Source organism: Muribaculum gordoncarteri (assembly GCF_004803695.1).
Lineage (GTDB): Bacteria > Bacteroidota > Bacteroidia > Bacteroidales > Muribaculaceae > Muribaculum > Muribaculum gordoncarteri.
In genome coordinates, this window is sequence record NZ_CP039393.1 from 619,015 (window position 1) to 642,299 (window position 23,285).

Below are 23,285 nucleotides of genomic sequence, written 5' to 3' on the forward strand. Positions count from 1 at the left end.
CTAATAAAAAGAATTAGTAACTTTGTATATTATGAAATTGAAATTGCTATTATCATTAATCATTTCCTTTTGTTTGGTTTCTTGTAGTGATGATGACGGTCCCGAAGTGAAGAAAGAGAGCAGTCGCACTCTGCTTGTCTATATGGTTTCGGATAACAGTCTGTATTCTTTTGGAGAGAGTGATTTAAAGGAGATGCTGACTGCCGCACGTAACGGCGGATTGAAAAATGACGGACGACTTTTGGTTTACTATGCATCGGGCCTGACGCCTGAATTGCGCGAGATAACTCCCGACGGCATTGTCACGCTTAAAACCTACGATGATGTGACATCGTCGGTAACGGTGTCGACTATGCGTCGTGTCATGGCCGATATGCACCAACTTGCTCCGGCCAATGATTACGCTCTTGTCATGTGGAGCCATTCGAGCGGATGGCTTAAGCCTTCGGTGTCGGCTCCGCAGAATCGTTCATGGGGCGTTGAAAACAGTACCGGAGGTGCCGAGATGTCGATTCCCGAACTTGCCGATGCTTTGCGAGGCGAGCATTTCAGCTTCATGTACTTTGACTGCTGTTACATGGGAAATATCGAAACCCTCTATGAGCTGCGTGGAATCACCGACTATGTAGTAGCGTCACCTACCGAGATTCCGAGCGACGGAATGCCCTATAATCTTAATGTGGGATGCTTCTTTGAGCTTGTGCCTGATCTTAAGGGTGCGGCACGTAACACATTCGATTATTATGATGTCCAGAGCGGCAAATACCGCAGCTGTACGATTTCAGTGTATGACATGTCCAAGATTGACCGTGTGGCCAATGCTACGCGCAACATAATGCTTGAAAATCTTACATTGCCTGATGATTATACCCCGCAGGGCTACGGTGTGGGCAATAAATTCCGTGACAAATACTACGATTTGGGTTATTACGCGCTTTCACTCACTGATAATGCATCGCTTCAAAGCGAATTTCAGTCGGCCATGGATGATTTTGTAATATATAAAGAGGCCACCGATTACATGTGGAATTCACTGAAGCTTGAACATTGCAGCGGAGTGTCGAGTTATATAGTCAAAGCGGATGAAGAGGGAATCTCAAAGGCCGACAATTATGGCTATTTTGATTTGGAATGGAGTGACGATGTTGTCATCCCGGCTTTCTCGGCACACTCGCTGATGTAACATTGTTGAACGCAAAGTGACTGTATGATCGTAAATGTTGAAGATATGATGGCCGGCGGAATGGTTGCCGGCGGGGGAGTCACGCCTGCTCCTACCGATTCGATTTCCGGATTTGACAAAGGCATGAAGACGCTTGAAAGCATGTCGCTTGATGATTTAATCAATCGGCTTGTGAGCGGATTGGTCGATTTTGCCATACACCTGGCTATCGCCATACTCGTATTCTATGTAGGAAAGTTTATAATCACCAAGATTTATAACATAACATCGTCGGTGTTTATAAGGCGGCGGATTGACCGTTCGCTCGCCACGTTTGTCCTGAGCCTCATACGCATAGTGCTCTATTTCATTCTTGTGGTGACGGTGGTCGGCATCCTCGGCATCGAAACGAGCTCGTTCCTCGCGCTGTTTGCATCGGCCGGTGTTGCCGTGGGTTTGGCGTTAAGCGGAACATTGCAGAATTTTGCCGGAGGAGTGCTGATATTGCTCCTCAAGCCCTATAAAATCGGTGATTACATCGAGGCGCAGGGCTATTCGGGAATCGTCAAGGAGATTCAGATATTCAGCACCATAATCAACACGCCCGACAATAAGCAGATAATCATACCTAACGGCGGATTGTCGACAAGCTCAATCAACAACTACTCCAAGGAGGAGTATCGTCGTGTCGATTGGTCGGTGTCGATAGCTTACGGCGATGATGTGGATGTCGCAAAGGCTGCGATTCTCGATATGCTCAGGAGCGATGATCGCATTGTGGTTAAGTATGTCGAGGACGACCGCAAGATGCGTGCCGACCGTAAGGAGATCGAAGAAACATCCGACAATGGTGACGCGGAATCGGAGGCAGCTGTCGAGCCTGTTGAGAAGAAGAGCTGGATTAAGCGGGTTTTCAGCAGCCGTAAGAAAGTGACCGTCATCTCCGACAGGATCGATGCCGAGCATGCCAAGACTCTTGAGATGCTGCCCAAGGCCGACCGCTCGCCGTTTGTCGCACTTGGCGTATTGAACTCAAGCAGCATCGACATAACGGTGCGCGCCTGGACACGCTCCGAATTCTATTGGGGAGTCTTCTATGAGATGAATGAGCGCTTCTACAAGGAACTTCCTGAAAAGGGCCTCCACTTCCCATTCCCTCAAATGGATGTGCATCTCAACCATATCAATAGTTAGAATTTGAAAATATAAATTAATATAAAACAATGTCGATATAGCCATTTTTTAAAAAGAAATGGCTATATTTGCGTTATATCCCCAAGTCGGTTTTCGTGCCTCTCCTCATGCTCACGATGAACGGCCGGCTTCATTATATTATGCTCTCTCTTCTTGCAGCCGTTGTTTACAGCGGCCTCTTCTACGCCAAAAATAAATAACAACATAAATGATAAGTAAATGGAATTACTTACCCCTTACTACAGAAGAACAAAAATTAGAGACGGAATTGGCGTCGCGTTACGCCAACTGTCCTCCTATTAGCGAGCTTTTGGTTCAGCGTGGCATATCGTCGGTGGAAGAGGCTGAGCGTTTCTTTCATCCGTCGTTGAAAAATATGCACGATCCGTTCCTTATGCCCGATATGGATAAAGCTGTAAACAGGCTTAACAGAGCCATGGGGTCAAAGGAGAAGATTCTGGTGTTTGGCGACTATGATGTCGATGGCACAACATCGGTGGCATTGGTCTATAAATACCTTCAGAATTTTTACTCCAACATTGAGTATTACATACCCACTCGTTACGATGAAGGGTATGGAATTTCAATCAGGACTATTGACGAGGCCGCCGCTTCGGGGGTCAAGCTCATCATAATCCTCGATTGTGGAATAAAGGCGATAGAAGAGATCAAGTATGCGCGTGAACTCGGTATCGATTTCATAATATGCGACCATCACGTGCCCGACGAGGAACTGCCTCCTGCTGTGGCCATACTGAATCCCAAGCTTGAGGGGAGTACCTATCCGTGTCCCCATCTGTCGGGTTGCGGTGTGGGCTACAAGTTCATGCAGGCGTTTTCGATGAGCAACGGCATCAAGTCCAATGAACTTGAGGGCATGCTCGACCTTGTCGCAGTAAGTATTGCCGCCGACATAGTGCCCATGGTGGGCGAGAATCGCATAATGGCCTATTGGGGATTGAAGCGCCTCAGCTCAAATCCTAATGTGGGATTGCGTGCGATAATAAAGATATGTCAGCTCAACAACCGTGAAATCACCATCAGCGATGTAATCTTCAAGATAGGGCCGCGCATCAATGCCTCGGGTCGTATGCAGAGCGGTCGCGAGGCCGTGGAACTGCTTGTGTCGCGTGACTTCGCCGAGGCCTATCAGAAGGCCAAGAACATCGACCAGTATAATAAAGACCGTAAGGAACTTGACAAGCGCATAACCGAGGAGGCCAATGCCATAATCGAGAGTCACGACAAATTGCTGAATGACAAAAAATCGATAGTCATCTACAATAAGGACTGGCATAAGGGCATAATAGGCATCGTTGCGTCGCGACTTACCGAGCTTTACTATAAGCCATCGGTTGTGTTGACGCTCTCCAACGGTCTTGCCACCGGTTCTTCGCGTTCGGTTCAGGGATTTGATGTGTACAGCGCCATCGAAGCGTCACGTGACCTTCTTGAGAACTTCGGCGGACACACTTATGCCGTGGGACTGTCGATGAAGGAGGAGAACATCCCGGAATTCCGACGCCGTTTCGAGGAGTATGTCGCACAGAACATACTGCCTTCGCAGTTGACGCCTCAACTCGACATCGACGCTTACCTCACGTTTGCCGAGATAACGCCCGAATTCCTGGGACTGCTGCGTAAGTTCAATCCCTTCGGTCCCGGCAATCAGAAACCGGTGTTCTGCTCTCGCGGTGTACTCGATTTCGGAACAAGCAAGCTTGTAGGAAAGCACCTTGAGCACATCAAGCTTGAGCTTGTCGACAACACATCGGGAAAGGTCATGAACGGTATCGCGTTCAATATGGGCAAGTACTTTGAACATATCCATGCACGCAAGCCGTTTGACATCTGCTATACGATAGAGGAGAACAAGCATCAGAATTCCTCTAACTCGATTCAGCTTCAAGTAAAGGAGATAAGGGTAGTCACCGAGTGAAGCGGGCTCTCATCCATGACATCCTCAAGCGATATTGGGGTTACGACTCTTTCCGTCCAAGGCAGGAGGAGATAATCATGTCGGTCCTTGACGGGCGTGACACTCTCGGACTGCTGCCTACCGGAGGGGGAAAGTCGCTCACTTTTCAGGTGCCGGCAATGGTATTCGAGGGAATAACCGTTGTCGTCACCCCCCTTATATCGTTAATGAAGGATCAGGTCGACAACCTCAGGGCAGCGGGCATCCGAGCCGTGTGTCTACACTCGGGACTGTCACGTGCCGAGCACCGGCTGGCTCTTGACCGATGCCGTCTTGGCAAGGCCAAATTGATGTATGTGTCACCTGAGAAGCTGCAGTCGGCTACATTCATCGACCAGTTGCGTTCGATGGATGTAAGTTTCCTTGTTGTCGACGAGGCCCACTGTATATCGCAATGGGGCTATGATTTCCGTCCATCCTATCTGAAGATAAGTCTTATACGTGAGCTGTTCCCCGACATACCGGTTCTTGCGCTCACGGCGTCGGCTACACCTGTAGTGGTCGATGACATAATGGACAAACTCGGCTTCAAGGAGCGCAATGTCTACGCCCGCAGTTTTTCGCGTGACAATCTATCCTATATTGTGCGCAATGACTTTGACAAGGAGCGACGGCTGATCAATGTGCTTACCAATACATCGGGGAGTGCTATTGTATATGTGAGGTCACGCCGTCGCACAAGGGAGATTGCCGATATGCTTGTGCGTAACGGCATATCGGCCGACTACTACCATGCCGGACTTGACGCAACCGAAAAGAATGAAAAGCAGAACAATTGGAAGACCGACGGCGTGCGCGTTATGGTCGCCACAAATGCTTTCGGAATGGGCATCGACAAGCCCGATGTAAGAACCGTGGTTCATTACGACATACCATCGTCACTTGAGGAGTACTATCAGGAGGCTGGCCGAGCCGGGCGTGACGGCAAAGAGGCTTTTGCTGTTCTGCTTGTGTCACGTGCCGACAAAGGCAGGCTTACAAGGATGCTTTCCGAAATGTTTCCTCCGAAGGATTTCATACGCAGAGTGTATGAACTGGCGGGAAATTTCGTCAATGTAGCGGTTGGCGACGGTTATAATTCGGTGTACGAGTTCAATTTCGCACTGTTCCTGAAAACCTACGATTTGCCCCCGCTTACCACACGAAGTGCCATGCGCTTGCTCACCCAGGCCCAGTACTTTGAATTTGTCGAGGAGGTGACGATGCAGTCGCGCGTTATGATAACGGCCAATAAAAGCGAATTGTACTCCGTTAAGCTTGATGAAGCGGGCGAGCGCGTCTTTAATATGCTGTTGCGGAGTTACACGGGCTTGTTTGCCGACTTTGTCTACATAAATGAATCGGTTATCGCCCGTCGTGCTGATGTCGACGAACAGAAAGTGTATGAAACGATGCTTCAGCTTTCGCGCATGCACATATTGCAGTATGTGCCTCGCAAGAGCACTCCTTATTTATATTATACTACATCACGCGAGTTGCCAAAATATATCGATATGCCCCGAAGTGTCTATGAGGATCAGTACAAGCGCCTTAAGGAGCGCATTGAAGCGATGAAGCGGTTCTCGTTTGGTGACGATGACTGTCGAGTCAACGTTATGTTGCGTTACTTCGGCGAGAAACCCGAGGCACCCTGCGGAAAGTGTGATGTGTGCCGTTCCCGTAATCGTAACCGTTTGACAAAGGGTGACAAGCAGTCGATTAAGGATTCCATCATCTATATGGTAGGTAACGCTCCTCGTTCTCTCGACTATATCGTAGCCGAGTCGCGATATGCTGAAGATGATGTAATCGAAGCCGTTAGAGCGTTGTTGTCATCGCACATTCTGTCGATTGATGACAGTGATATGATTTCATTGACCCGCAAATAGGCGTAAGTGCGATTGCCCTATACGCCTCTTAAATCAATTAGCGGATATTTCCCTGTATTCTTTCGGAGTCCGGCCTGTGCGCCGTTTGAAAAAACGTACAAAGTGTTGTGGATACTCGAATCCGAGCCTGTCGCCGATTTGCGTGACGGAGAGCGTGAGGTCATTGAGCAGCTCTCTCGCCGCACCCGCAAGACGCTCCGCAATCATGTCCTTGGCGGTGTTCCCTGTACTTGTCTTAACCAGTTCGCCGAAATAGCCCGGCGACAGATTGAGTTTGTCGGCGAAATAAGCAACCGTGGGCAATCCATGCTCTTGTATGTCATCGGCAATATAGCTGTCAAGCATAGCGCTGAATTTTTCTATGACTGAATTGTTTATGATCTCGCGCGTATAGAACTGCCGCTCGTAGAAGCGCAGACAATAGTCAAGGAAAACCTCTATATGCGATATGATGATGGAGCGGGTGTGACGATCGATGCTGTGTTTCATCTCTCTTTCAATCAGCGAGAGAACGGTTCCCAATAGCTCCACCTCTTCCTTGGAGAGATGCAAAGCCTCGTTGCTACTGTATGAGAAAAATCCGTAAGACGACATTTTCCGACCCAACGGTGTGCGGGCTAAAAAGTCGGGATGGAAAGCCAGTACGCTCCAGCGGGGCTGTATCATGCCCTCTTCCATGATTGATGTGACCTTCTGGCCGGGGGCGAATGAGGTCACCGACATTTCGTCGAAATCATACTTCGTGAGGCCGTAATTTAGCTTGCAGCCTTTAGTTTCCTTGATATATATTGCATACACCCCAAATTCGTAAGTCGTGACACCCGGTTCCAGGACTCCTTTATAGTGCCCTACGGTGATCATGGGATTCAGATGCTCAAACTCATAGTATTCATTGAGGCGCTTTATTGAGTCAATCTTTATCTCGTTTGTCATAATGCTTTAATTTACAAGTGCAAAATTACTAATAAACACCGTCTTATAAAAATCTGCTTTCGGGGTAAAGTAACCAATTTTTCGGAATTGTCGCAGAACCGGAAAAATGGTCATAAAACCCATAATTATGGTTTTCATTACAGTTTCAACGGGGCTAATTTTGCATCATGAAAATAAGACTCACAATTATTGCTGTCATATTATTGTCGCTGTGTGGCACTGTGACAGCAAAAGAAATCGAAAATAACGATATGGATAATCTGAAACTTACGCAAGTATGGGACAAGAAGTTCCCGAAGATAGACAAGGTCAATCATCGTAAAGTCACATTCACCAACCGTTTCGGCATAGAACTGGCTGCCGACCTTTATGAACCTGAGGACATGAGTGGCAAGCTGTCGGCGTTGGCTGTTGCCGGTCCTTTTGGCGCGGTCAAGGAACAGGTGTCGGGACGATATGCGCAGGCTATGGCTGAGCGCGGTTTTGTGACTATGGCCTTCGACCCTTCGTTTACGGGAGAGAGCGGCGGCGAGCCCCGCAACACGGCTTCGCCCGACATAAACACCGAGGATTTTTCGGCCGCTATAGATTATCTCGCGACATTGCCGGAGGTTGATGCCGATAGGATTGGTGTAATCGGTATTTGCGGATGGGGAGGCATGGCTCTAAATGCGGCCGCTATCGACACCCGCATCAAGGCCACCGTGACATCGACAATGTATAATATGAGTGAGCAGATGCACAATGGTTATCAGTTTGCCCCCATGTCTGCCGCCGATCTGCACAAGACCAAGGTTGCTATTAACGCGCAGCGTACAGCCGATGCCATCGCCGGAAAGCCGGAATATGTAGGCGGTTTCCCAAAAGAGTGTCCTGTCGATGTACCGCAGTTTATGCTTGATTACTGGGACTTTTACATGTCACCCGAAAGAGGATATATCGACCGTGCTCCGGCTTGTTCCACAGGATGGACTAAGACAACGCCGCTGTCATTTATCAACACGCCCCTCGATACATTCATCGGAGATATCATCACACCGGTGCTGCTTATTCACGGCGAGAAAGCTCATTCCCGTTACTTCAGCGAGGAGGCATTCGTAAGACTTAAAGGCGACAACAAGCATCTTATGATTATCCCCGGTGCTAATCACACCGACCTCTATGACAACCTCGATGTCATACCTTACGACGATATAGAGCAGTTTTTCAAGAGTAATCTGAAATAATTGATAGTGCGATTAAAACCCGGTTTAGATGATTAACTTTGTAACCCGACAATGAATAATCGTATATTTTTTACAATCGTTTCTATATTAATGACATTAACATCCGTTATGGCACAACAGAAAATAGTTCAACCCTCAGCTCGCGGCACGAAGGTGACGCAAACGGCAGGTCACCAGCAGCTTGGTGACTTCGCCCCGGAGTTCGCCCACCTCAACGACGACATCCTTTTCGGCGAAGTGTGGAGCCGCAACGACCTCCTTTCGCTGCGCGACCGCAGCCTCGTGACAATAACCTCGCTCATATCGATGGGCATAACCGACAATTCACTCAAATATCACCTGACGACAGCGAAACAGAACGGCATAACCCGCACCGAGATTGCTGAAATCATCACTCACATAGCCTTTTACGCCGGTTGGCCTAAGGCGTGGGCGGCGTTCAACCTCGCCAAGGAGGTATGGAACGATGACATTAAGGGCGAAGATGCCAAAACCGCCTTTGCCCGCACAATGATATTTCCTATTGGCGAACCTAACACCGCATACGCCAAATATTTCACAGGCAACAGCTATCTTGCTCCCATATCCACTGAACAGATTCCGTTTTTCAATGTCACTTTTGAGCCGGGGTGCCGCAACAACTGGCATATACACAAAGCAGAGAAGGGCGGAGGCCAGATGCTTGTTGGTGTTGCCGGTCGCGGCTGGTATCAGGAGGAAGGCAAACCCGCAGTGGAGATACTCCCCGGCACCGTAGTCCACATTCCCGCCAACGTGAAGCACTGGCACGGAGCAGCAAAAGACTCATGGTTTGCTCATCTTGCTTTTGAAATACCCGGCGAAAAGACTGAAAACGTATGGCTTGAACCGGTCAACGACGAAGAATACAACAAACTTGAATCACGATGAACCGACTTATTTGCGCGTTACTGATGATTGGATCAATATTTCTCAGCTCATGCGCCCAAAACAACAATATATCTGATATGGATAAGGAAAATACTAAAGCCTTGATAGTTTATTACTCTGAAACGGGTACTACCGAGGCTATTGCAAAAAAGATATCGCAGGCCACCGGCGCCGACCTATATCGTATAGAGCCGGAACAACCCTATACCTCGGCCGACCTTGACTGGCAGGACAATAATTCCCGCTCTTCCAAAGAGATGAATGACCGATCAGCGCGTCCGGCAATTAAGGACGGCAAGGTAAATCTTGACAATGTTGCCACTGTTTACCTCGGCTATCCGATATGGTGGGATCAGGCTCCTCACGTCGTCAATACATTCATTGAATCCAACGACCTCTCAGGCAAGAAAATCATAACTTTCTGCACTTCAGGCGAAACCTCTATTGACGGAAGCGTGCGACAACTCAAATCGGCATATCCTGCACTCGACTTCGTTAAAGGCAGACGCCTTAACGGAGCATCTGTCAACGAAATCGAAAAATGGATTTCATCATTGAAAAAATAGTAGAAGCACGACATACCTTTTGCAAAGAATCAGCCGACCATTACGGGAACACCGAGGCCGGCTGATTTAAGTATTTACCGAGTGCAACAATATTTACAGTTTCCAGTAAACAAGGAAATTACGCTATCCGGAATTTCCTTAGCTCATTAGGGAATTTTCCGAGCTGCATTTTCAAGTCAATGCTGAAAGTATCTCTAATGATTCAAAGGTCAACCTTTGGAATATGGTAAATACGGTTTACTTACACAATACTTAAAATCCTTAAAATGGTTAAGGATTTGTGTTATAAACTGTGCATTGTATGTAAAATTCCTGCAATTATTAGCTTGATGAGTTGTGTTAAACTGATTATCGTTTAATTGTGAAATAGGAACATTTATAAAAAACCGCTTTTTTGTCCGTACATCAATTTTATTTGTTGGTAATTTTATTACACAAGAATTATAATTACGACATATTCTGCAGTTTTGGATATTTATACCTTCTTTAATGGCAAAAGAAATGCCAAAATACCAAATATGATATTTATACCTTTTCGTAAGATTTGAATCATCAAATTGAATCTCAAATAGCGAGGCTTTATTATATTGCCCAATTACAGTGTTACATAAGCCAATGCATTTCTCTATTCCACCCCGAATGTAATCGTTGCTGTCTTTGTAGATTATAAAACGAGAAAGTTGTTTACATGGATAAATAATCCTATCGAAATTATAAAACTTGATTTTTTCTTCAATATACTGTGGGTTAGACAAAGTTATATGTTGATGTAATAGAGGTTCGGTCGTTTTCTGCTCTATTAAAGGGTGTAATACATCTCGTTCATTCGTAACCGAGATTTCGACTATAGGCACTCCCGATGATATTTTTTCAGGGGAACATTTATGAGTAACTGCAACTTCTATAAACAGTGGAGTTGCTTCGGGTTTATCTGAATTTGATAATTTAATATCGGCTCTAAAGCCACTATAAGCCCCTTCTATTTCGCAAATATTATAGCAATCCTTAAGGTTGATTATATGTAATTCTTTAATATTGGTATTGCAGTTTGAATCTCTTAAGCAGCAGTCTGTATTAGGACAGTTTTGGGTTACATAATAAGCAATTTCAAACTTATAATTATTGTCAAACCGCCATTTAAGTAGCAATTTACTAATCTTATGAAGATAACTTTCATAACTACACGAATCCCCCTTATGTCTAAAATGGTGTTCTCGCTTATTCCCAAGAACCGCACTCATTTCTATGCCGCATGACGGGCAATAGTATCTTTCCCTATTTTCATGTGTGACATTAGAGATGTCGACTAATGAGCCATTTATATTATTAGCATATAAATATTGAACCATTTGGTATGTGTTATTTCTTCTTTTTTTCTATATCCCATAGATATGAGAATGTATTATCTCCAATATTCAATGCTATAAGCAATCTTTTCCCTTTCTTATGCTTTATATTCATGTATCCAACAATTGCATCTCCTGGATGAACAGTATTAAGTTTTAAGTATCCTTGTTCCTTTACTGCTCTATCGTTGTCCATCATCTTTCCCAATGTCAGTATTTGCATATCCGCTGCTATATTTGCGTGGTATGCGGCTTTTGCGTCATATGTACGATTGATGGATGTATATGCGTATCCATTAGGAGAATATGAGGTGGTATAAGTTGTTGAATAACCAGCCGAGGCTGCATTTATCCCTGCTGAAAGCCCATACAATACCATTGCCCATGTTTGATCCTTTTTTATTTTCTTCTGAAATTTCTCATTGGTATATACTTCCAAACAGATTGTATCTCCTTTATTTGACAACAAATTTGCGAAAACTTCTTCTGGATTAAAAGTCAAAGTTGAATCTCGGTTATTGCTTATGAAAAAGTAGACCTGATAATATTTCCCATAATCATCTTTAAATTCTTCATTAGCCATTCCCACAGTAAGCCCATCAATAATTCGATAAACCCATTGTTTGCCATCATTATACTCAACAAATGCTGTAGTATCATTTTCAGATATAAATGTCTGTGCCCATATAACATATGGACTTACAAGGAATGATATTATCAAAAATAATCGGTTCATAACTATTATATAATTAAAAACGTGGGCAACTATACTACATCAAAATTGAAGATTGTAGGAAATTAATTGATGCAGATGTAACAATAGTAACCAACGTGATATGTGTGAGAGCCATTGTGCTATCTCTTGCATCCTTTTGAAAAGTCCTACGTTTTTCAGTTTACAATAAGAGCATAACGCTTCTTTTCTTCAGAATGTCGTGATGTAACTTCTTTCAATCAATTGCAAATATACATTTTTTTAGGGCTTATGTCAATATGTAATATGAAAACGGTTTGGTTCAGCCTTAGATATATACATCTAAACTGGTCCCAACCAATAATATAGGCCTGACTTCTATTTATCTTCTATCTCAATCTCATTGTCGACCACTGAAAAAAGAAAATAAACGCAAAAGAATATAACCATGAATAATTAACGCCTGCAACTTAAATGGCTGTTTTATGGTACTTAAACTATCTATTTGTTATATTGTCAGTACAATTATATGTCGGGCTTGCTTGTCGAGCACAGCTATGAGCCGATTGCGGTTGATAAAATGGAGGCTGTAAAAGACGAGGTGGAGAACCTGCCACCGGGAATTAACCGGCGGCACCGCGCAGTGGAAGTTCCTTGAGCAGTGGTACTAAAAATGAACCGGTAGAGGGGTGCGGACAACAAGTAGCCTGTCATTGCCGGAGCGGGCAACGATGCAGAAGGGGCGGAGGTGCCGTCAATATGGGTAGGGGGCGGAGCTGTAGGGTATTACTGCATATTCGCTTTGCGGGCGAGTTCAAACAGCTCGGGATGGATGTGACAATATCCGTTGGGGTTCTTGTCGAGATAGTCCTGATGATACTCTTCGGCAGGATAGAAGTTCTTGAGCTGCATTATCTCCACGACTACCGGGCGGTCGTAATCCTTGGCAAGACGGTTTACCGTGTCGATTATGATGTGTTGCTGCTCGGCGTTAGTGTAGTATATGCCGGTGCGGTACTGTGTGCCTTTGTCGCCGCCCTGGCGGTTGAGCGATGTAGGATCAATCGACTTGAAGTATAGCTCGATTAGGAATTCGAGGCTCACGACGGCAGGATCGTATTGAACTTCTACACCTTCGACGGCCATGGTCATGCCCGTGCACACTTCGTGATAGGTGGGATGGGGGATAGTGCTGTTGGCATATCCTACGCAGGTGTTGACAACTCCTTTTATCTGTTTGAAATAGTGCTGGGTGCCCCAAAAGCATCCTCCGGCAAAGTATACGGTAAGCATTTGTTTATATATTAAGGGTTGAGGGGATGCAGATTCATTTTTGCGGCTACTTGGTGCATATATTCAAGGGCCGCGTCACGCTCGTTGGGGATTACTCCGTCGAGTATGGCATTTTTGATGCTCTCTTTTATTTGTCCTACTTCGCGTGAAGGCGACAGGCCGTATATCTCCATGATCTCCTCGCCCGATACCGGCGGCTGGAAATTGCGGATGCGGTCTTTTTCCTCCAACTCCACCATCTTGCGCCTTACGAGTGCGAAATTGTCGAGAAACTGTCGCACCTTGACCTGATTTTTGGAGGTTATGTCGGCTTCGCACAGAGTCATGAGCTCGTCGATGTCATCGCCTGCATCAAAGAGCAATCGCCTTACGGCCGAATCGGTTACTTCGTCTTCGACCAATGCAATGGGACGCATGTGCAGCTCTACGAGTTTCTGCACATATTTCATCTTCTCGTTGAGCGGAAGTCGCAGATTCCTGAATATGCGCGGAACCATCTTGGCTCCGATGAAGTTGTGGTTGTGGAAAGTCCATCCCGATTTTCCGTCCCAGCGCTTTGTCACGGGTTTGGCGATGTCATGCAACAGGGCACCCCAACGGAGCCATACATTGTCGCTCTTGCGTGCCACGTTGTCGAGTACGGTAAGAGTGTGGTAGAAGTTGTCCTTGTGTCCGCGGCCGTTGACCGTTTCAACTCCCTTCATCGCTTCAAGTTCGGGCAGAATGTAGGAGAGAAGTCCGCAGTTCATAAGTAGCGTCCAGCCTATCGAGGGGACAGGCGACGACATTATCTTCATAAGCTCGTCGGCGATGCGCTCGTGGGATATAATCTTGATGCGTGACGCATTGCGGCTTATCGCCTCGAATGTTTCATCGTAGATAGTGAATCCAAGCTGAGTGGCGAAGCGTATAGCGCGCATCATGCGCAGAGGGTCGTCGCTGAAGGTTATGTCGGGGTCAAGGGGCGTGCGTATCAGCTGACGGTCGAGGTCGCCGACTCCGTCATAGGGGTCGATAAGCTCACCGAAGTTGTCACGATTTACGCTCATGGCCATGGCGTTTATAGTGAAGTCACGCCTTGACAGGTCGTCGTCGAGAGTACCGTCCTCAACTACGGGTTTACGGCTGTCGTGACTGTAGGACTCGCGACGCGCTCCAACAAATTCAAGCTCCGTGTCCCTGAATTTCACTTGCGCCGTTCCGAAATTCTTGAACACGTTACATCGCGCTCCCCGTCCGAGATGCTTGGCTACAGCCTCGGCCACCTCGATTCCGCTGCCTACGGTCACAAAGTCGATGTCCTTGGAGTGTCGACATAGGAACAGGTCGCGTACATAGCCGCCGACGACATAGCATTGGCGGTTCATGGAATCGGCAATAGAGCCTACTGAGTGAAAGAGAGGTGTATCTATCTTCTGTGACGGGGTCATTTACTGAATGGTGATGTTAGTCAAGACTTATTATGTGCTCGGGAGCATTGGTTATGCGCTCAAGCCCGTTTGCGGTGACGATGTAGGTGTTCTCGATGCCTACGGCTCCAATCTGCGGGATTACAAACTTTGGCTCAAGGGCAATCACGTTGTTGAGCTGCAGGATGTCCTTGGAGCGTGGAGCTATTACCGGGAGCTCGTTTATCTCGATGCCTACGCCGTGACCTATGAATCCTGCTTTCTGGGCATGGCCCATGAAGTAGTGTTCAAGGCCGTGTTGTGTCACAATCTCGATTGCGCGTTCATACAGTTGTGATGCCGGAGTGCCGGGAGTGCCGAGCTTTTCAAGTTCGCGACATATCTTTATCGAGCATTCATGGGCCTCGTATGCGAGAGGCTCTACATTGCCGAGCGAGAACACGCGGGTCATGTCGGTCATGTAGCCGGTGAAGTTACCGTTGGCATCGACCATGACGGTCATGCCGGGCTTTATTATCGTGCCGTTGGCACCTACGGGCAGTGACGGGTCAAGACCTCCGCCTCCCATTGCAAAGTCATAGGGGGTGGGGGTGTCGGCATTCTCACCGGTGAGGATGTTGCACATGAAAAGCTCCATCGACCCACCGCTTATGCGGAATTGTCCGAGGCATCCTTCAAGACGCGATGCTCGCTCAATCTCTATCTGCAGCTCTATGTCGCTCATGCCGTCCTGATAGAGGTTGGGGATGTGCCTGTAGACCATGGCGTGTTTCACGCCCGAACGGCGCAGCATTTCCAGCTCGAAGGGTGTCTTGACGGCCCGTGACACACGCAAAACCTGCGACGCATTGCTTATGGTCGAGGAGGGAAACAGCTTCGACAGCCTCTCGACGGTCATGTAGTCGGTCACGCTCAGCTCGAGGCCGAGGTTGCGCGGCTGCTCGATGCCTTTAGCCTCAAGGTATTCGGCGATTTGCTCGGGCTTGCGGATGTAGTGGATGTTGTCGCCTTTCAGCTCAAGCGGGCGTCGGATAAAATATGTGACATCACCGTCGGCCGGCAGGTAGACATAGCCGTTTATCACGCGGCCTGTCACATAGTATATGTTGGCATTGTCGGATATGAGAATGGCGTCAAGATTCTGCTGAATCATGGCGCTGCGTATCTTGGCAATGCGAAGGTTGATTTCGTCAATCGGGGTCAATGCATGTAATTCCATAATTGAATTTTGGGTTTTGGCCCTCGGGGAGCCGTGGTTGTCATTTCTTAGGAGAAACGAATGTGATACCTATTTGTTCAATGTCGCATAGTGTGTCGACACGCATTATGTGTCGAACCATTAGCGGAGAGCCGTTTATTATCGAAGCGGGATATTCCACCGTGTCGCTGTACTGGTAGCTTGCGCCGAAACCGTTGCCGTGCCAACGCCCGTAAATGTCGGATAGCTCAAGATTTACGGTGTCACGCCGCAGGACGCCTCCGGGGGTGTTGCGCGTAATCTCCAACCACAGGTTGCTGAACTCATATTCATTGTTGTGGCGTATTGCTACGGTGAGCAGTCCGGTTGCTGTCGAGTCCTCGATCGACGGGACGAATTTGACTGTGTCGCCGTAAAGCCAACCTTCGGCAGGCAGATTCCTGAATTCACTAAAATCATTGTGCCCGGGAACGCATGCTCCCAGACACAATGTCATTATTGCTATTATGGAAAGTAGTTTAGGCAGGTGTGTCATTGCTCGGTTGAGTTGACGGTTTGTTGCCGTTGTCGCGACGGTTGTTGTTGCCGTCACGTTGCGGCTGGCGATTGTCATTGCGCTTGTTGTCACGCTTGGGCTGCTGGCGTTGACCGTTATTGTCGGGCCTTGGCTGACGGTTGCCGCCTCCATCCTTGCTGGAATTGCCGTTGGGCTTCGGCGGGCGTGGCGGTCGCTGTTGCTGCTGTTTGGGCTCGCCGCCCTCCTGCTTGTTGCGCTCCTTGGGCTGATTGGGCTGTGGTGCGTTATTGCCGTTTTTGCGCTTCTTTTTCTTCGCTTTGTCAAATCGAGTCACGCTGTCCTGGCCAACAAGCTCGACAAACTCCTTGGGCGGCTTGGGCTTCTCGTTGTCCTCCAATGCCAGCTTTTCGGGCTTCTCGCCGCGCTTGTTCATTGTGATCACCTCAAATGCCCGGTCGGCGCTTATAGTCACCAGATTGGCCGGCATCGACTTGTCGGTCGAGTAGGTTATCTCGCGCTTGAATATATCGGTCTTGAAGTGATAGTAGGTGCTGTCGAGGGTTTCGAGGGCGATTTCACGCGAAGGCATGCGCTTTACGCTTTCGACATAAGTGTCGACCTCGAAGTTGAGGCAACATTTCAGCTTGGCACACTGTCCGGCAAGTTTCTGCGGGTTGAGCGATATGTCCTGATAGCGTGCCGCGCTTGTAGCCACCGACACAAAGTTGGTCATCCAGCTCGAGCAGCACAGCGGTCGTCCGCACGGGCCTATACCGCCGATGTGACCAGCTTCCTGGCGTGCGCCAATCTGCTTCATCTCGATTCTCACCTTAAATGTTTCGGCAAGAACCTTGATGAGCTGTCGGAAGTCGACACGCTCGTCGGCGATGTAGTAGAATATCGCCTTGTTGCCGTCGCCCTGATACTCGACATCGCCGATTTTCATGTTCAGCTTGAGGCTTTCGGCGATTTTGCGCGAACGTATCATCGTGTCGTTCTCCTTGGCTTTGGCCTCTTCATACTTTTCGAGGTCGTTGGCCTTTGCCTTGCGGAATATTCGGCGTATTTCGGCATCGGGACGCACATTGGCTTTCTTCATCTGGATAGCCACAAGGCGTCCGGTGAGCGTCACCATGCCTATGTCGTGACCCGGTGAAGCCTCTACGGCAACCATGTCGCCGATGGAGAGCTGCAGGTTGGACGAGTTTTTGTAAAACCCTTTTCGGGTGTTCTTGAATTGGACCTCGACCATGTCGAAGTCGGCATATCCGCCGGGAATGTCATCGAGCCAGTTGTAACAATGCAACTTGCCTCGCGGAGCGCATTTGCTGCTGCAATTGCCTTCCGTGCACTTGGAGCATCGGTCGCATTCCGACAACTCGCGACGGCATTTGTCGTCAAATTCTTTTGCCATAGTACTCTCTTAATGAAAGATTACTTGGCGAAGCTTACCGAACGAGTTTCGCGGATTACAGTTATCTTTACTTGGCCCGGATAGGTCATTTCGTCCTGAATGCGCTTAGCGATTTCAGCCGACAGCTTTTCGGTTTCGACATCGTCTATCTTGTCGGCTCCTACGATTACGCGGAGCTCGCGTCCGGCCTGTATAGCATAGGTCTTTATTACTCCGGGGTAGGAGAGTGCGAGCTGCTCAAGGTCGTTGAGGCGCTTGATGTAGGCTTCCACGATTTCGCGGCGAGCGCCGGGACGGGCGCCTGATATGGCGTCGCACACCTGTACGATGGGTGCAAGCAGTGTTGTCTGCTCGATTTCGTCATGATGGGCGCCTATGGCGTTGCATATTTCGGGCTTTTCCTTGTATTTCTCGGCGAGCTTCATACCCAGCAGTGCGTGGGGCAGTTCGGGCTCCTCGTCGGGCACTTTGCCTATGTCGTGCAACAGTCCGGCGCGACGGGCCTTCTTGGGGTTGAGGCCGAGTTCCGAAGCCATGATTGCACATAGGTTGGCTGTTTCGCGTGAGTGCTGGAGCAGGTTCTGTCCGTAGCTTGAGCGATATTTCATCTTTCCAACGAGGCGAATCAGGTCGGGGTGCAATCCGTGGATACCGAGGTCGATGGCGGTTCGCTTGCCGGTTTCCACGATTTCTTCTTCGATCTGCTTGCGCACCTTGGCCACCACTTCCTCGATGCGGGCGGGGTGGATGCGGCCGTCGGCCACGAGCTGATGCAGGGCGAGGCGGGCGATTTCGCGGCGCACGGGGTCAAATCCTGAAAGTACGATGGCCTCGGGGGTGTCGTCGACTATGATTTCAATGCCGGTAGCGGCTTCAAGTGCGCGTATGTTGCGGCCTTCGCGACCGATGATGCGACCTTTGATTTCGTCGGAGTCGATGTGGAACACGGTGACCGAGTTTTCGATAGCCGTTTCAGTGGCTACGCGCTGTATCGACTGCACTACGATGCGCTTGGCCTCCTTGTTGGCGGTGAGCTTGGCTTCATCCATGATGTCGTTGATGTAGCTGGCCGCTGCTGTCTTGGCTTCGTCACGCAGTGATTCGATTAATTTTTCCTTTGCTTCGTCGGCCGACAGTCCCGATATGTGTTCCAGGGTGTCCTGAGCGGTGCGGGTGAGCTTGTCGAGCTCGGTCTTCTGGCTTTCAAGCACTTGTGACTGTGCGTCAAGGTTTGCCTTTATTGCTTCGTTTTCGTTGCGACGGCGGGCTATGTCGCCTTGCTGCTGATTAAGCTGCAGTTCGCGCTGCTTGATTCGGGCTTCGGCCGCTTGTATCTTAGTCAAGCGCTGGTTGGCTTGCTTTTCGGCTTCGGCTTTTATCTGTAGTTCTTCTTCGCGTGCTTCGAGCAGTTTCTTTTGCTTAATCATCTCCGATTCCTGTTGAGCCTCTTCGATTATTGTCTTGGCTTGGCTGCGTGCCGATGACTTCTGGATGGCCACTCCTATGGCCAGACCTATGACGGCCGCCGCTATGCCCACTAAGACGTATATTAATAATGATGTCATAAAATGGTATATAATAAATGGTTAAAAAAATTGCACCCTCAATTGTCGACATCCCCGATGGAATGCGGTGACAATTGTAAGTGCAGGTTAATACGCTCTAATACTGTGGGATAGAGCTGAGATAACTATATCATTCGACCTTCAGAAGCATTTGGTCGAGTTCGTCCTCAAATTGTGTCAAAACCTCTTGGGTGGCCTGTGACTGTTGGCGTTGCTCAAGATACATTTTGGCAAACTGATAGGCCACCATGGCCAGAACTTCCTTTGAAGTCTTGTTTTTCTTGTAGGCTTCCATCCATTTGCTCCAGACGAGATTCACGTTATACTCGGCTGAACGAACGATTTCTTCCTCCTGAAGCTTCACCGACATGGCCATCGGGTCGAGGTCGGCAAGGCGTATAGTTATATTCAGTTTATCTTTCATTGCATCATTCGCTTAGTTCGGAGATGCATCTGTCGATTTCCCGCACTAACTCGGAAAGCCTGGCACGGCTCAGCTCAATGTCCTTGCGCGATGGAATCGCGGTAGTGACAATGGTCAGATATTCGACTCTGCGGTTTAGCTCTTCTATCTCCTTGCGCATGTCGTAAACAGTCGTTTCCAACTCTTCTATCCGTGCCTGTGCCTCATCTCTCTCTTTGAGAACTATAGAGTAGCGTTCTGTGAGCAATCGGGCTTTACGGCTTATGCGGTCAAGTGTTTGCTGCAGGTCGCTTGCCATTATTTCCAAGTTTTTACAAAAGTACTAAAAAATATTGTTGTTCCACAATTTTGCTGAAAAAAATTGCGTAAAAAAGTTATCCCACGTTAACAAGTATTGGGGAGCGGGGTTAAATGTGACAATATGACCGTGCTAAAGTACGGGGCTTAACAGCCTTACGAGCGACTCCTTGACTTTTTGTGTAGCGGGGCGTTTGCGCCACTGGTTGGAACTTACCCTCATGCACTTCTTCTGGTCCTCCAGAAATATTTCGCGCATGCGGCTGTTGACGGCGTGGGAGTATATGAACACGTTGCTCTCGAAGTTGTATTCAAAGCTTCGGAAGTCAAAGTTGGTGGAGCCTACCGACACAAACTCGTCGTCGACGATCACCGTCTTGGCGTGCATCATGCTTGGCTCGTAGAGATAGACCTTTATGCCCGAGCGCAGGCACTCCTGGATGTAGGAGAATGAGGCGTAAGTGAGTATCGATGAGTCACTTCGGGCGGGGATCATGAGCCGCACATCGACTTTTGACAAGGCCACTGTCTGCAATGTGCGCAGCAGGCTCTCGGTGGGCAGGAAGTAGGGCGTTTGGATGTAGACACACTGCTTCGCTCCCGCTATGGCTTTGTGAAACATCATTGCGATGTTGCTCCAATGGCTTGTGGGACCGCTCGTGAGCATCTGTATGCCCGATGTGAATCCCGGTGCATCGGGAATGTTGGTATCGGTGGTTTCTTCAAGCAGCGGCTGACCCATGAAGCTCCAGTCGACGGCAAATGAGTATTGGAGTGCGCCTACAGCCGGACCGGTTATGCGCAGATGTGTGTCGCGCCACGGCCCTTCGCCGGTGCCGTAGATGTAACGGTCGGCGATGTTCATGCCGCCTATGTAGCCTATGGTGCCGTCGATTATCACTATCTTGCGGTGGTTGCGCCAGTTTATGCGTGTGGCGAAGTGGGGGAATGTCACGCGGAAAAACGGATAGACCATTACGCCCGCCTCGCGAAGCTGCTTGAAAAACTTGTTTTTGGTCTTTATGGAGCCTATGTGGTCATATATTATCCTCACCTTGACCCCTTCGCGCGCCTTGCGCATGAGCAGCTCGCCTATCCGGGTGCCTATGCGGTCGTCGTCGAAGATGTAGTACTGCAGGTGTATGTATTGCCGTGCGTTTTCGATGTCGGCCATGAGCGAGTCAAATTTCGCTTGGCCCGAGGTGAATATCTCCACTTTGTTACCTGGATAGTAAATGGCTCCCGACAGGGTCTGCGCCAGCTTGACCTGCTGTATGCTCTCGTCGCTGAAGGGTATAGTGTTGATGTCGATGCTGCGAAATGACTCGCGCTTGCGCAGTCGCCTGCGGTTGCGGCGTGTGATCATGCGCGTGTTCTTCAGGCTTCGGCCGAAAAATATGTAGAAGATGACGCCGAGCACCGGCACCATCAGCAGCACCGTTATCCACGCGAGCGACTTTACCGGATTGCGATTTTCCGATAGCACGACGGCTACGAGGCTTATTATGGTGCCAACGTAGGCGGCGATTAGCAGTGCGTAATACCAGGCCATTGATTTATTATGTGCATTAAATCATCCGCTAAGATAGTAAAAACTTGCTTAGATTGTTCAGCAGGGCGGTAAAAAAAATAGCGGAGATTGCAACATTGTGCAATCTCCGCTGATGAGCGTTATGTCAAATTCCGATTATTCGGCTACTACTTCAAAGGGAATCTCAACTGAAACTTCCTTGTGAAGCTTGATGGTAGCGTTGTATTTGCCAACTTCCTTTACATTCTCCTTGAGAACGATGAGCTTGCGGTCGATGTTGTGACCGAGCTTCTCTAGAGCCTCGGCGATCTGGAGAGCGTTGACTGAACCGAATATTGTGCCGGTTGCGCTTGTCTTTGCTCCGATGGTGAGGGCTACTCCTTCAAGTGAAGCTGCAACTGCCTCGGCGTCGGCCTTGATCTTGGCGAGCTTGTGGGCGCGCTGGCGCTGATCCTCGGCAAGAACCTTGAGGGCTGCGGGGGTTGCGATGACTGCCTTTCCCTGGGGGATAAGGTAGTTGCGGCCGTAACCGCTCTTTACTTCAACGACATCGTCCTTGTATCCAAGGTTGTTAATGTCTTCTTTAAGTATAATTTTCATAATGTATTGTCTCCTTTAACGTTAAAGATTATTTCATCAAGTCGGTTACATAGGGAAGCAATGCCAAGTGACGGGCGCGCTTTACGGCCTGAGCCACGCGACGCTGAAACTTGAGCGAAGTGCCTGTGATGCGACGGGGAAGGAGCTTTCCTTGCTCGTTGAGGAACTTCTTGAGGAATTCGGGATCCTTGTAGTCGATATACTTGATGCCACTTCTCTTAAAGCGACAATATTTTTTCTTCTTAACGTCAACCGACAGAGGGGTGAGATAACGGATTTCTGATTGAGCTTGTGCCATGTCTTAGTTCTCCTTTACTTCTTGTGATGCATTATTTTTTGCTGCTCTCAGGCTGCGACGCTTGATGGCGTACTCTTCAGCGTACTTGTCAAGACGGAATGTGAGGAAACGCAGAACGCGCTCGTCGCGACGGAATTGAGTTTCGAGCTTCTTGATTACTTCGGGATTTGCGTCAAATTCCAAAAGTGTGTAGAAGCCGGTCGACTTCTTCTGGATGGGATAGGCAAGCTTGCGCAGTCCCCAGTTCTCTTCGTTGACAATAGCTCCGGCGTTGTCGGTGATGACTGCCTTGAACTTGTCTACCGCTTCCTTCATCTGAGCATCAGACAAAACGGGAGTTAAAATGAAAACGGTTTCGTAATGGTTCATGTTAAACGTTAATTTAAAATGTTTTGTTAAAAAATCGAGTGCAAAGGTATTGATTTTTTTTGGATTGCGCAAGTGAAGGGCTGATTTTTAAGCTATAAAAATCAAGAAGGCCGTCGCTGTTGTTGATGCGACGGCCTTGCAATGTAATCTTTAAGTAGAGCGCAGGGCTTACTTGCGGATACCAAGCTCCTTCTGGGCGATGATTGCACGGTAGCGGTTGATGTCCTTTCTGATCAGGTAGTCGAGAAGACGACGACGCTTACCTACAAGTGCCTTAAGAGCGCGCGCAGTGGTATAATCTTTGTGATTTGACTTAAGATGTTCAGTCAAATGAGCAATACGAACCGAGAATAATGCTATCTGAGCTTCAGGTGAGCCAGTATCAGTCTTGCCCTTACCGTATTTCTCAAAGATTTCTACTTTTTCTTCAGAATTTAAATGCATTCTTAAAGGAATTAATAGTTAATAATTATGATAGTGCTCGCAAATGAGCG

Annotated in this window: 23 protein-coding genes; 7 read left to right on the forward strand and 16 right to left on the reverse strand. The window is 48.3% G+C overall.

All coding sequences use genetic code 11. The features are described 5' to 3' along the window. Positions 1–73: 73 nt before the first annotated feature. From E7746_RS02665 to E7746_RS02680, 4 genes are all read left to right on the forward strand, one after another. A complete protein-coding gene (locus E7746_RS02665) occupies positions 74–1,183 on the forward strand; it encodes a clostripain-related cysteine peptidase (protein WP_168184279.1) in 1,110 nt (369 codons plus the stop codon). A gap of 24 nt (positions 1,184–1,207) precedes the next feature. After that, on the forward strand, positions 1,208–2,356 hold the full coding sequence (locus E7746_RS02670; RefSeq protein ID WP_136409745.1) for a mechanosensitive ion channel family protein: 1,149 nt from the start codon (positions 1,208–1,210) through the stop codon (positions 2,354–2,356). Positions 2,357–2,564: 208 nt separating this feature from the next. After that, a complete protein-coding gene (gene recJ, locus E7746_RS02675; RefSeq protein ID WP_136409746.1) occupies positions 2,565–4,295 on the forward strand; it encodes a single-stranded-DNA-specific exonuclease RecJ in 1,731 nt (576 codons plus the stop codon). After that, entirely contained in the window at positions 4,292–6,202 is a 1,911-nt protein-coding gene (locus E7746_RS02680) for a RecQ family ATP-dependent DNA helicase (RefSeq protein ID WP_238337309.1), read from the forward strand. Before recJ ends, E7746_RS02680 begins: the two co-directional genes overlap by 4 nt. 33 nt (positions 6,203–6,235) lie before the next feature. On the opposite strand, the gene E7746_RS02685 is transcribed toward E7746_RS02680, so the two are convergent. Then, positions 6,236–7,135 carry a helix-turn-helix domain-containing protein gene (locus tag E7746_RS02685; RefSeq protein WP_136409747.1) on the reverse strand — a complete coding sequence of 300 codons (900 nt, stop codon included), beginning with the start codon at positions 7,133–7,135 and terminating at the stop codon, positions 6,236–6,238. A 167-nt stretch (positions 7,136–7,302) separates the two neighbouring features. On the opposite strand from E7746_RS02685, the gene E7746_RS02690 reads away from it, so the two are divergent. From E7746_RS02690 to E7746_RS02700, 3 genes are all read left to right on the forward strand, one after another. After that, positions 7,303–8,361: an alpha/beta hydrolase gene (locus E7746_RS02690; RefSeq protein WP_136409748.1), complete on the forward strand. Its 1,059-nt coding sequence runs from the start codon at positions 7,303–7,305 to the stop codon at positions 8,359–8,361. 51 nt (positions 8,362–8,412) lie between these two features. Then, positions 8,413–9,270 (forward strand): carboxymuconolactone decarboxylase family protein, encoded by an 858-nt coding sequence (locus tag E7746_RS02695; RefSeq protein ID WP_136409749.1) that lies wholly within the window; start codon positions 8,413–8,415, stop codon positions 9,268–9,270. 77 nt (positions 9,271–9,347) lie between these two features. Then, complete coding sequence (locus E7746_RS02700; protein WP_238337310.1) at positions 9,348–9,836, forward strand: flavodoxin; 489 nt, start codon at positions 9,348–9,350, stop codon at positions 9,834–9,836. 209 nt (positions 9,837–10,045) lie between these two features. Here E7746_RS02700 and E7746_RS02705 read toward each other — a convergent pair whose 3' ends face one another. The 15 genes from E7746_RS02705 to rpsO form a co-directional block, all read right to left on the reverse strand. Further along, a complete protein-coding gene (locus tag E7746_RS02705; protein WP_136409751.1) occupies positions 10,046–11,185 on the reverse strand; it encodes a competence protein CoiA family protein in 1,140 nt (379 codons plus the stop codon). Positions 11,186–11,195: 10 nt separating this feature from the next. Further along, positions 11,196–11,918 (reverse strand): hypothetical protein, encoded by a 723-nt coding sequence (locus E7746_RS02710; protein WP_136409752.1) that lies wholly within the window; start codon positions 11,916–11,918, stop codon positions 11,196–11,198. Positions 11,919–12,662: 744 nt separating this feature from the next. Continuing rightward, entirely contained in the window at positions 12,663–13,169 is a 507-nt protein-coding gene (gene msrA / locus E7746_RS02715) for a peptide-methionine (S)-S-oxide reductase MsrA (protein WP_136409753.1), read from the reverse strand. 11 nt (positions 13,170–13,180) lie between these two features. Beyond that, positions 13,181–14,599, reverse strand: a complete 1,419-nt coding sequence (locus tag E7746_RS02720; RefSeq protein ID WP_136409754.1) for a CCA tRNA nucleotidyltransferase — start codon at positions 14,597–14,599, stop codon at positions 13,181–13,183. 16 nt (positions 14,600–14,615) lie between these two features. Continuing rightward, positions 14,616–15,797, reverse strand: a complete 1,182-nt coding sequence (locus E7746_RS02725; protein WP_136409755.1) for a M24 family metallopeptidase — start codon at positions 15,795–15,797, stop codon at positions 14,616–14,618. A 40-nt stretch (positions 15,798–15,837) separates the two neighbouring features. Further along, positions 15,838–16,311: a gliding motility lipoprotein GldH gene (locus E7746_RS02730; protein WP_168184280.1), complete on the reverse strand. Its 474-nt coding sequence runs from the start codon at positions 16,309–16,311 to the stop codon at positions 15,838–15,840. After that, the gene (locus E7746_RS02735) at positions 16,295–17,707 is read right to left on the reverse strand and encodes a PSP1 domain-containing protein (protein ID WP_136409757.1); all 1,413 of its coding nucleotides are present in this window, start codon (positions 17,705–17,707) and stop codon (positions 16,295–16,297) included. The genes E7746_RS02730 and E7746_RS02735 overlap by 17 nt, the downstream gene beginning before the upstream one ends. A 20-nt stretch (positions 17,708–17,727) precedes the next feature. Further along, positions 17,728–19,272 (reverse strand): ribonuclease Y, encoded by a 1,545-nt coding sequence (rny, locus tag E7746_RS02740; protein ID WP_136409758.1) that lies wholly within the window; start codon positions 19,270–19,272, stop codon positions 17,728–17,730. Between the two features lie 130 nt (positions 19,273–19,402). Continuing rightward, entirely contained in the window at positions 19,403–19,696 is a 294-nt protein-coding gene (zapA, locus tag E7746_RS02745; protein ID WP_136409759.1) for a cell division protein ZapA, read from the reverse strand. 4 nt (positions 19,697–19,700) lie between these two features. After that, complete coding sequence (locus E7746_RS02750) at positions 19,701–20,003, reverse strand: hypothetical protein (protein ID WP_238337312.1); 303 nt, start codon at positions 20,001–20,003, stop codon at positions 19,701–19,703. Positions 20,004–20,126: 123 nt separating this feature from the next. Continuing rightward, complete coding sequence (gene cls / locus E7746_RS02755) at positions 20,127–21,545, reverse strand: cardiolipin synthase (protein ID WP_136409761.1); 1,419 nt, start codon at positions 21,543–21,545, stop codon at positions 20,127–20,129. 135 nt (positions 21,546–21,680) lie between these two features. Beyond that, positions 21,681–22,124, reverse strand: a complete 444-nt coding sequence (rplI, locus tag E7746_RS02760; protein ID WP_123396155.1) for a 50S ribosomal protein L9 — start codon at positions 22,122–22,124, stop codon at positions 21,681–21,683. A 28-nt stretch (positions 22,125–22,152) separates the two neighbouring features. Then, positions 22,153–22,422, reverse strand: coding sequence for a 30S ribosomal protein S18 (rpsR, locus tag E7746_RS02765; protein ID WP_068961324.1), 270 nt, complete (start codon positions 22,420–22,422; stop codon positions 22,153–22,155). 3 nt (positions 22,423–22,425) lie between these two features. After that, positions 22,426–22,791 carry a 30S ribosomal protein S6 gene (gene rpsF, locus E7746_RS02770; protein ID WP_123396154.1) on the reverse strand — a complete coding sequence of 122 codons (366 nt, stop codon included), beginning with the start codon at positions 22,789–22,791 and terminating at the stop codon, positions 22,426–22,428. Between the two features lie 168 nt (positions 22,792–22,959). Next, positions 22,960–23,235, reverse strand: coding sequence for a 30S ribosomal protein S15 (rpsO, locus tag E7746_RS02775; protein WP_123396153.1), 276 nt, complete (start codon positions 23,233–23,235; stop codon positions 22,960–22,962). Positions 23,236–23,285: the final 50 nt, after the last annotated feature.

What these genes read in the sequence shown, in the direction of transcription:
- E7746_RS02720 (WP_136409754.1), bottom strand. Translation starts at nt 14,599, where the DNA reads ATGACCCCGTCACAGAAGATAGATACACCTCTCTTTCACTCAGTAGGC.
- E7746_RS02670 (WP_136409745.1), top strand. Translation starts at nt 1,208, where the DNA reads ATGATCGTAAATGTTGAAGATATGATGGCCGGCGGAATGGTTGCCGGC.
- E7746_RS02705 (WP_136409751.1), bottom strand. Translation starts at nt 11,185, where the DNA reads ATGGTTCAATATTTATATGCTAATAATATAAATGGCTCATTAGTCGAC.
- msrA (WP_136409753.1), bottom strand. Translation starts at nt 13,169, where the DNA reads ATGCTTACCGTATACTTTGCCGGAGGATGCTTTTGGGGCACCCAGCAC.
- E7746_RS02695 (WP_136409749.1), top strand. Translation starts at nt 8,413, where the DNA reads ATGAATAATCGTATATTTTTTACAATCGTTTCTATATTAATGACATTA.
- rny (WP_136409758.1), bottom strand. Translation starts at nt 19,272, where the DNA reads ATGACATCATTATTAATATACGTCTTAGTGGGCATAGCGGCGGCCGTC.
- zapA (WP_136409759.1), bottom strand. Translation starts at nt 19,696, where the DNA reads ATGAAAGATAAACTGAATATAACTATACGCCTTGCCGACCTCGACCCG.
- cls (WP_136409761.1), bottom strand. Translation starts at nt 21,545, where the DNA reads ATGGCCTGGTATTACGCACTGCTAATCGCCGCCTACGTTGGCACCATA.
- E7746_RS02700 (WP_238337310.1), top strand. Translation starts at nt 9,348, where the DNA reads ATGGATAAGGAAAATACTAAAGCCTTGATAGTTTATTACTCTGAAACG.
- E7746_RS02690 (WP_136409748.1), top strand. Translation starts at nt 7,303, where the DNA reads ATGAAAATAAGACTCACAATTATTGCTGTCATATTATTGTCGCTGTGT.
- rpsF (WP_123396154.1), bottom strand. Translation starts at nt 22,791, where the DNA reads ATGAACCATTACGAAACCGTTTTCATTTTAACTCCCGTTTTGTCTGAT.
- rpsR (WP_068961324.1), bottom strand. Translation starts at nt 22,422, where the DNA reads ATGGCACAAGCTCAATCAGAAATCCGTTATCTCACCCCTCTGTCGGTT.
- rplI (WP_123396155.1), bottom strand. Translation starts at nt 22,124, where the DNA reads ATGAAAATTATACTTAAAGAAGACATTAACAACCTTGGATACAAGGAC.
- E7746_RS02710 (WP_136409752.1), bottom strand. Translation starts at nt 11,918, where the DNA reads ATGAACCGATTATTTTTGATAATATCATTCCTTGTAAGTCCATATGTT.
- recJ (WP_136409746.1), top strand. Translation starts at nt 2,565, where the DNA reads ATGATAAGTAAATGGAATTACTTACCCCTTACTACAGAAGAACAAAAA.
- rpsO (WP_123396153.1), bottom strand. Translation starts at nt 23,235, where the DNA reads ATGCATTTAAATTCTGAAGAAAAAGTAGAAATCTTTGAGAAATACGGT.
- E7746_RS02735 (WP_136409757.1), bottom strand. Translation starts at nt 17,707, where the DNA reads ATGGCAAAAGAATTTGACGACAAATGCCGTCGCGAGTTGTCGGAATGC.
- E7746_RS02725 (WP_136409755.1), bottom strand. Translation starts at nt 15,797, where the DNA reads ATGGAATTACATGCATTGACCCCGATTGACGAAATCAACCTTCGCATT.
- E7746_RS02730 (WP_168184280.1), bottom strand. Translation starts at nt 16,311, where the DNA reads ATGACACACCTGCCTAAACTACTTTCCATAATAGCAATAATGACATTG.
- E7746_RS02685 (WP_136409747.1), bottom strand. Translation starts at nt 7,135, where the DNA reads ATGACAAACGAGATAAAGATTGACTCAATAAAGCGCCTCAATGAATAC.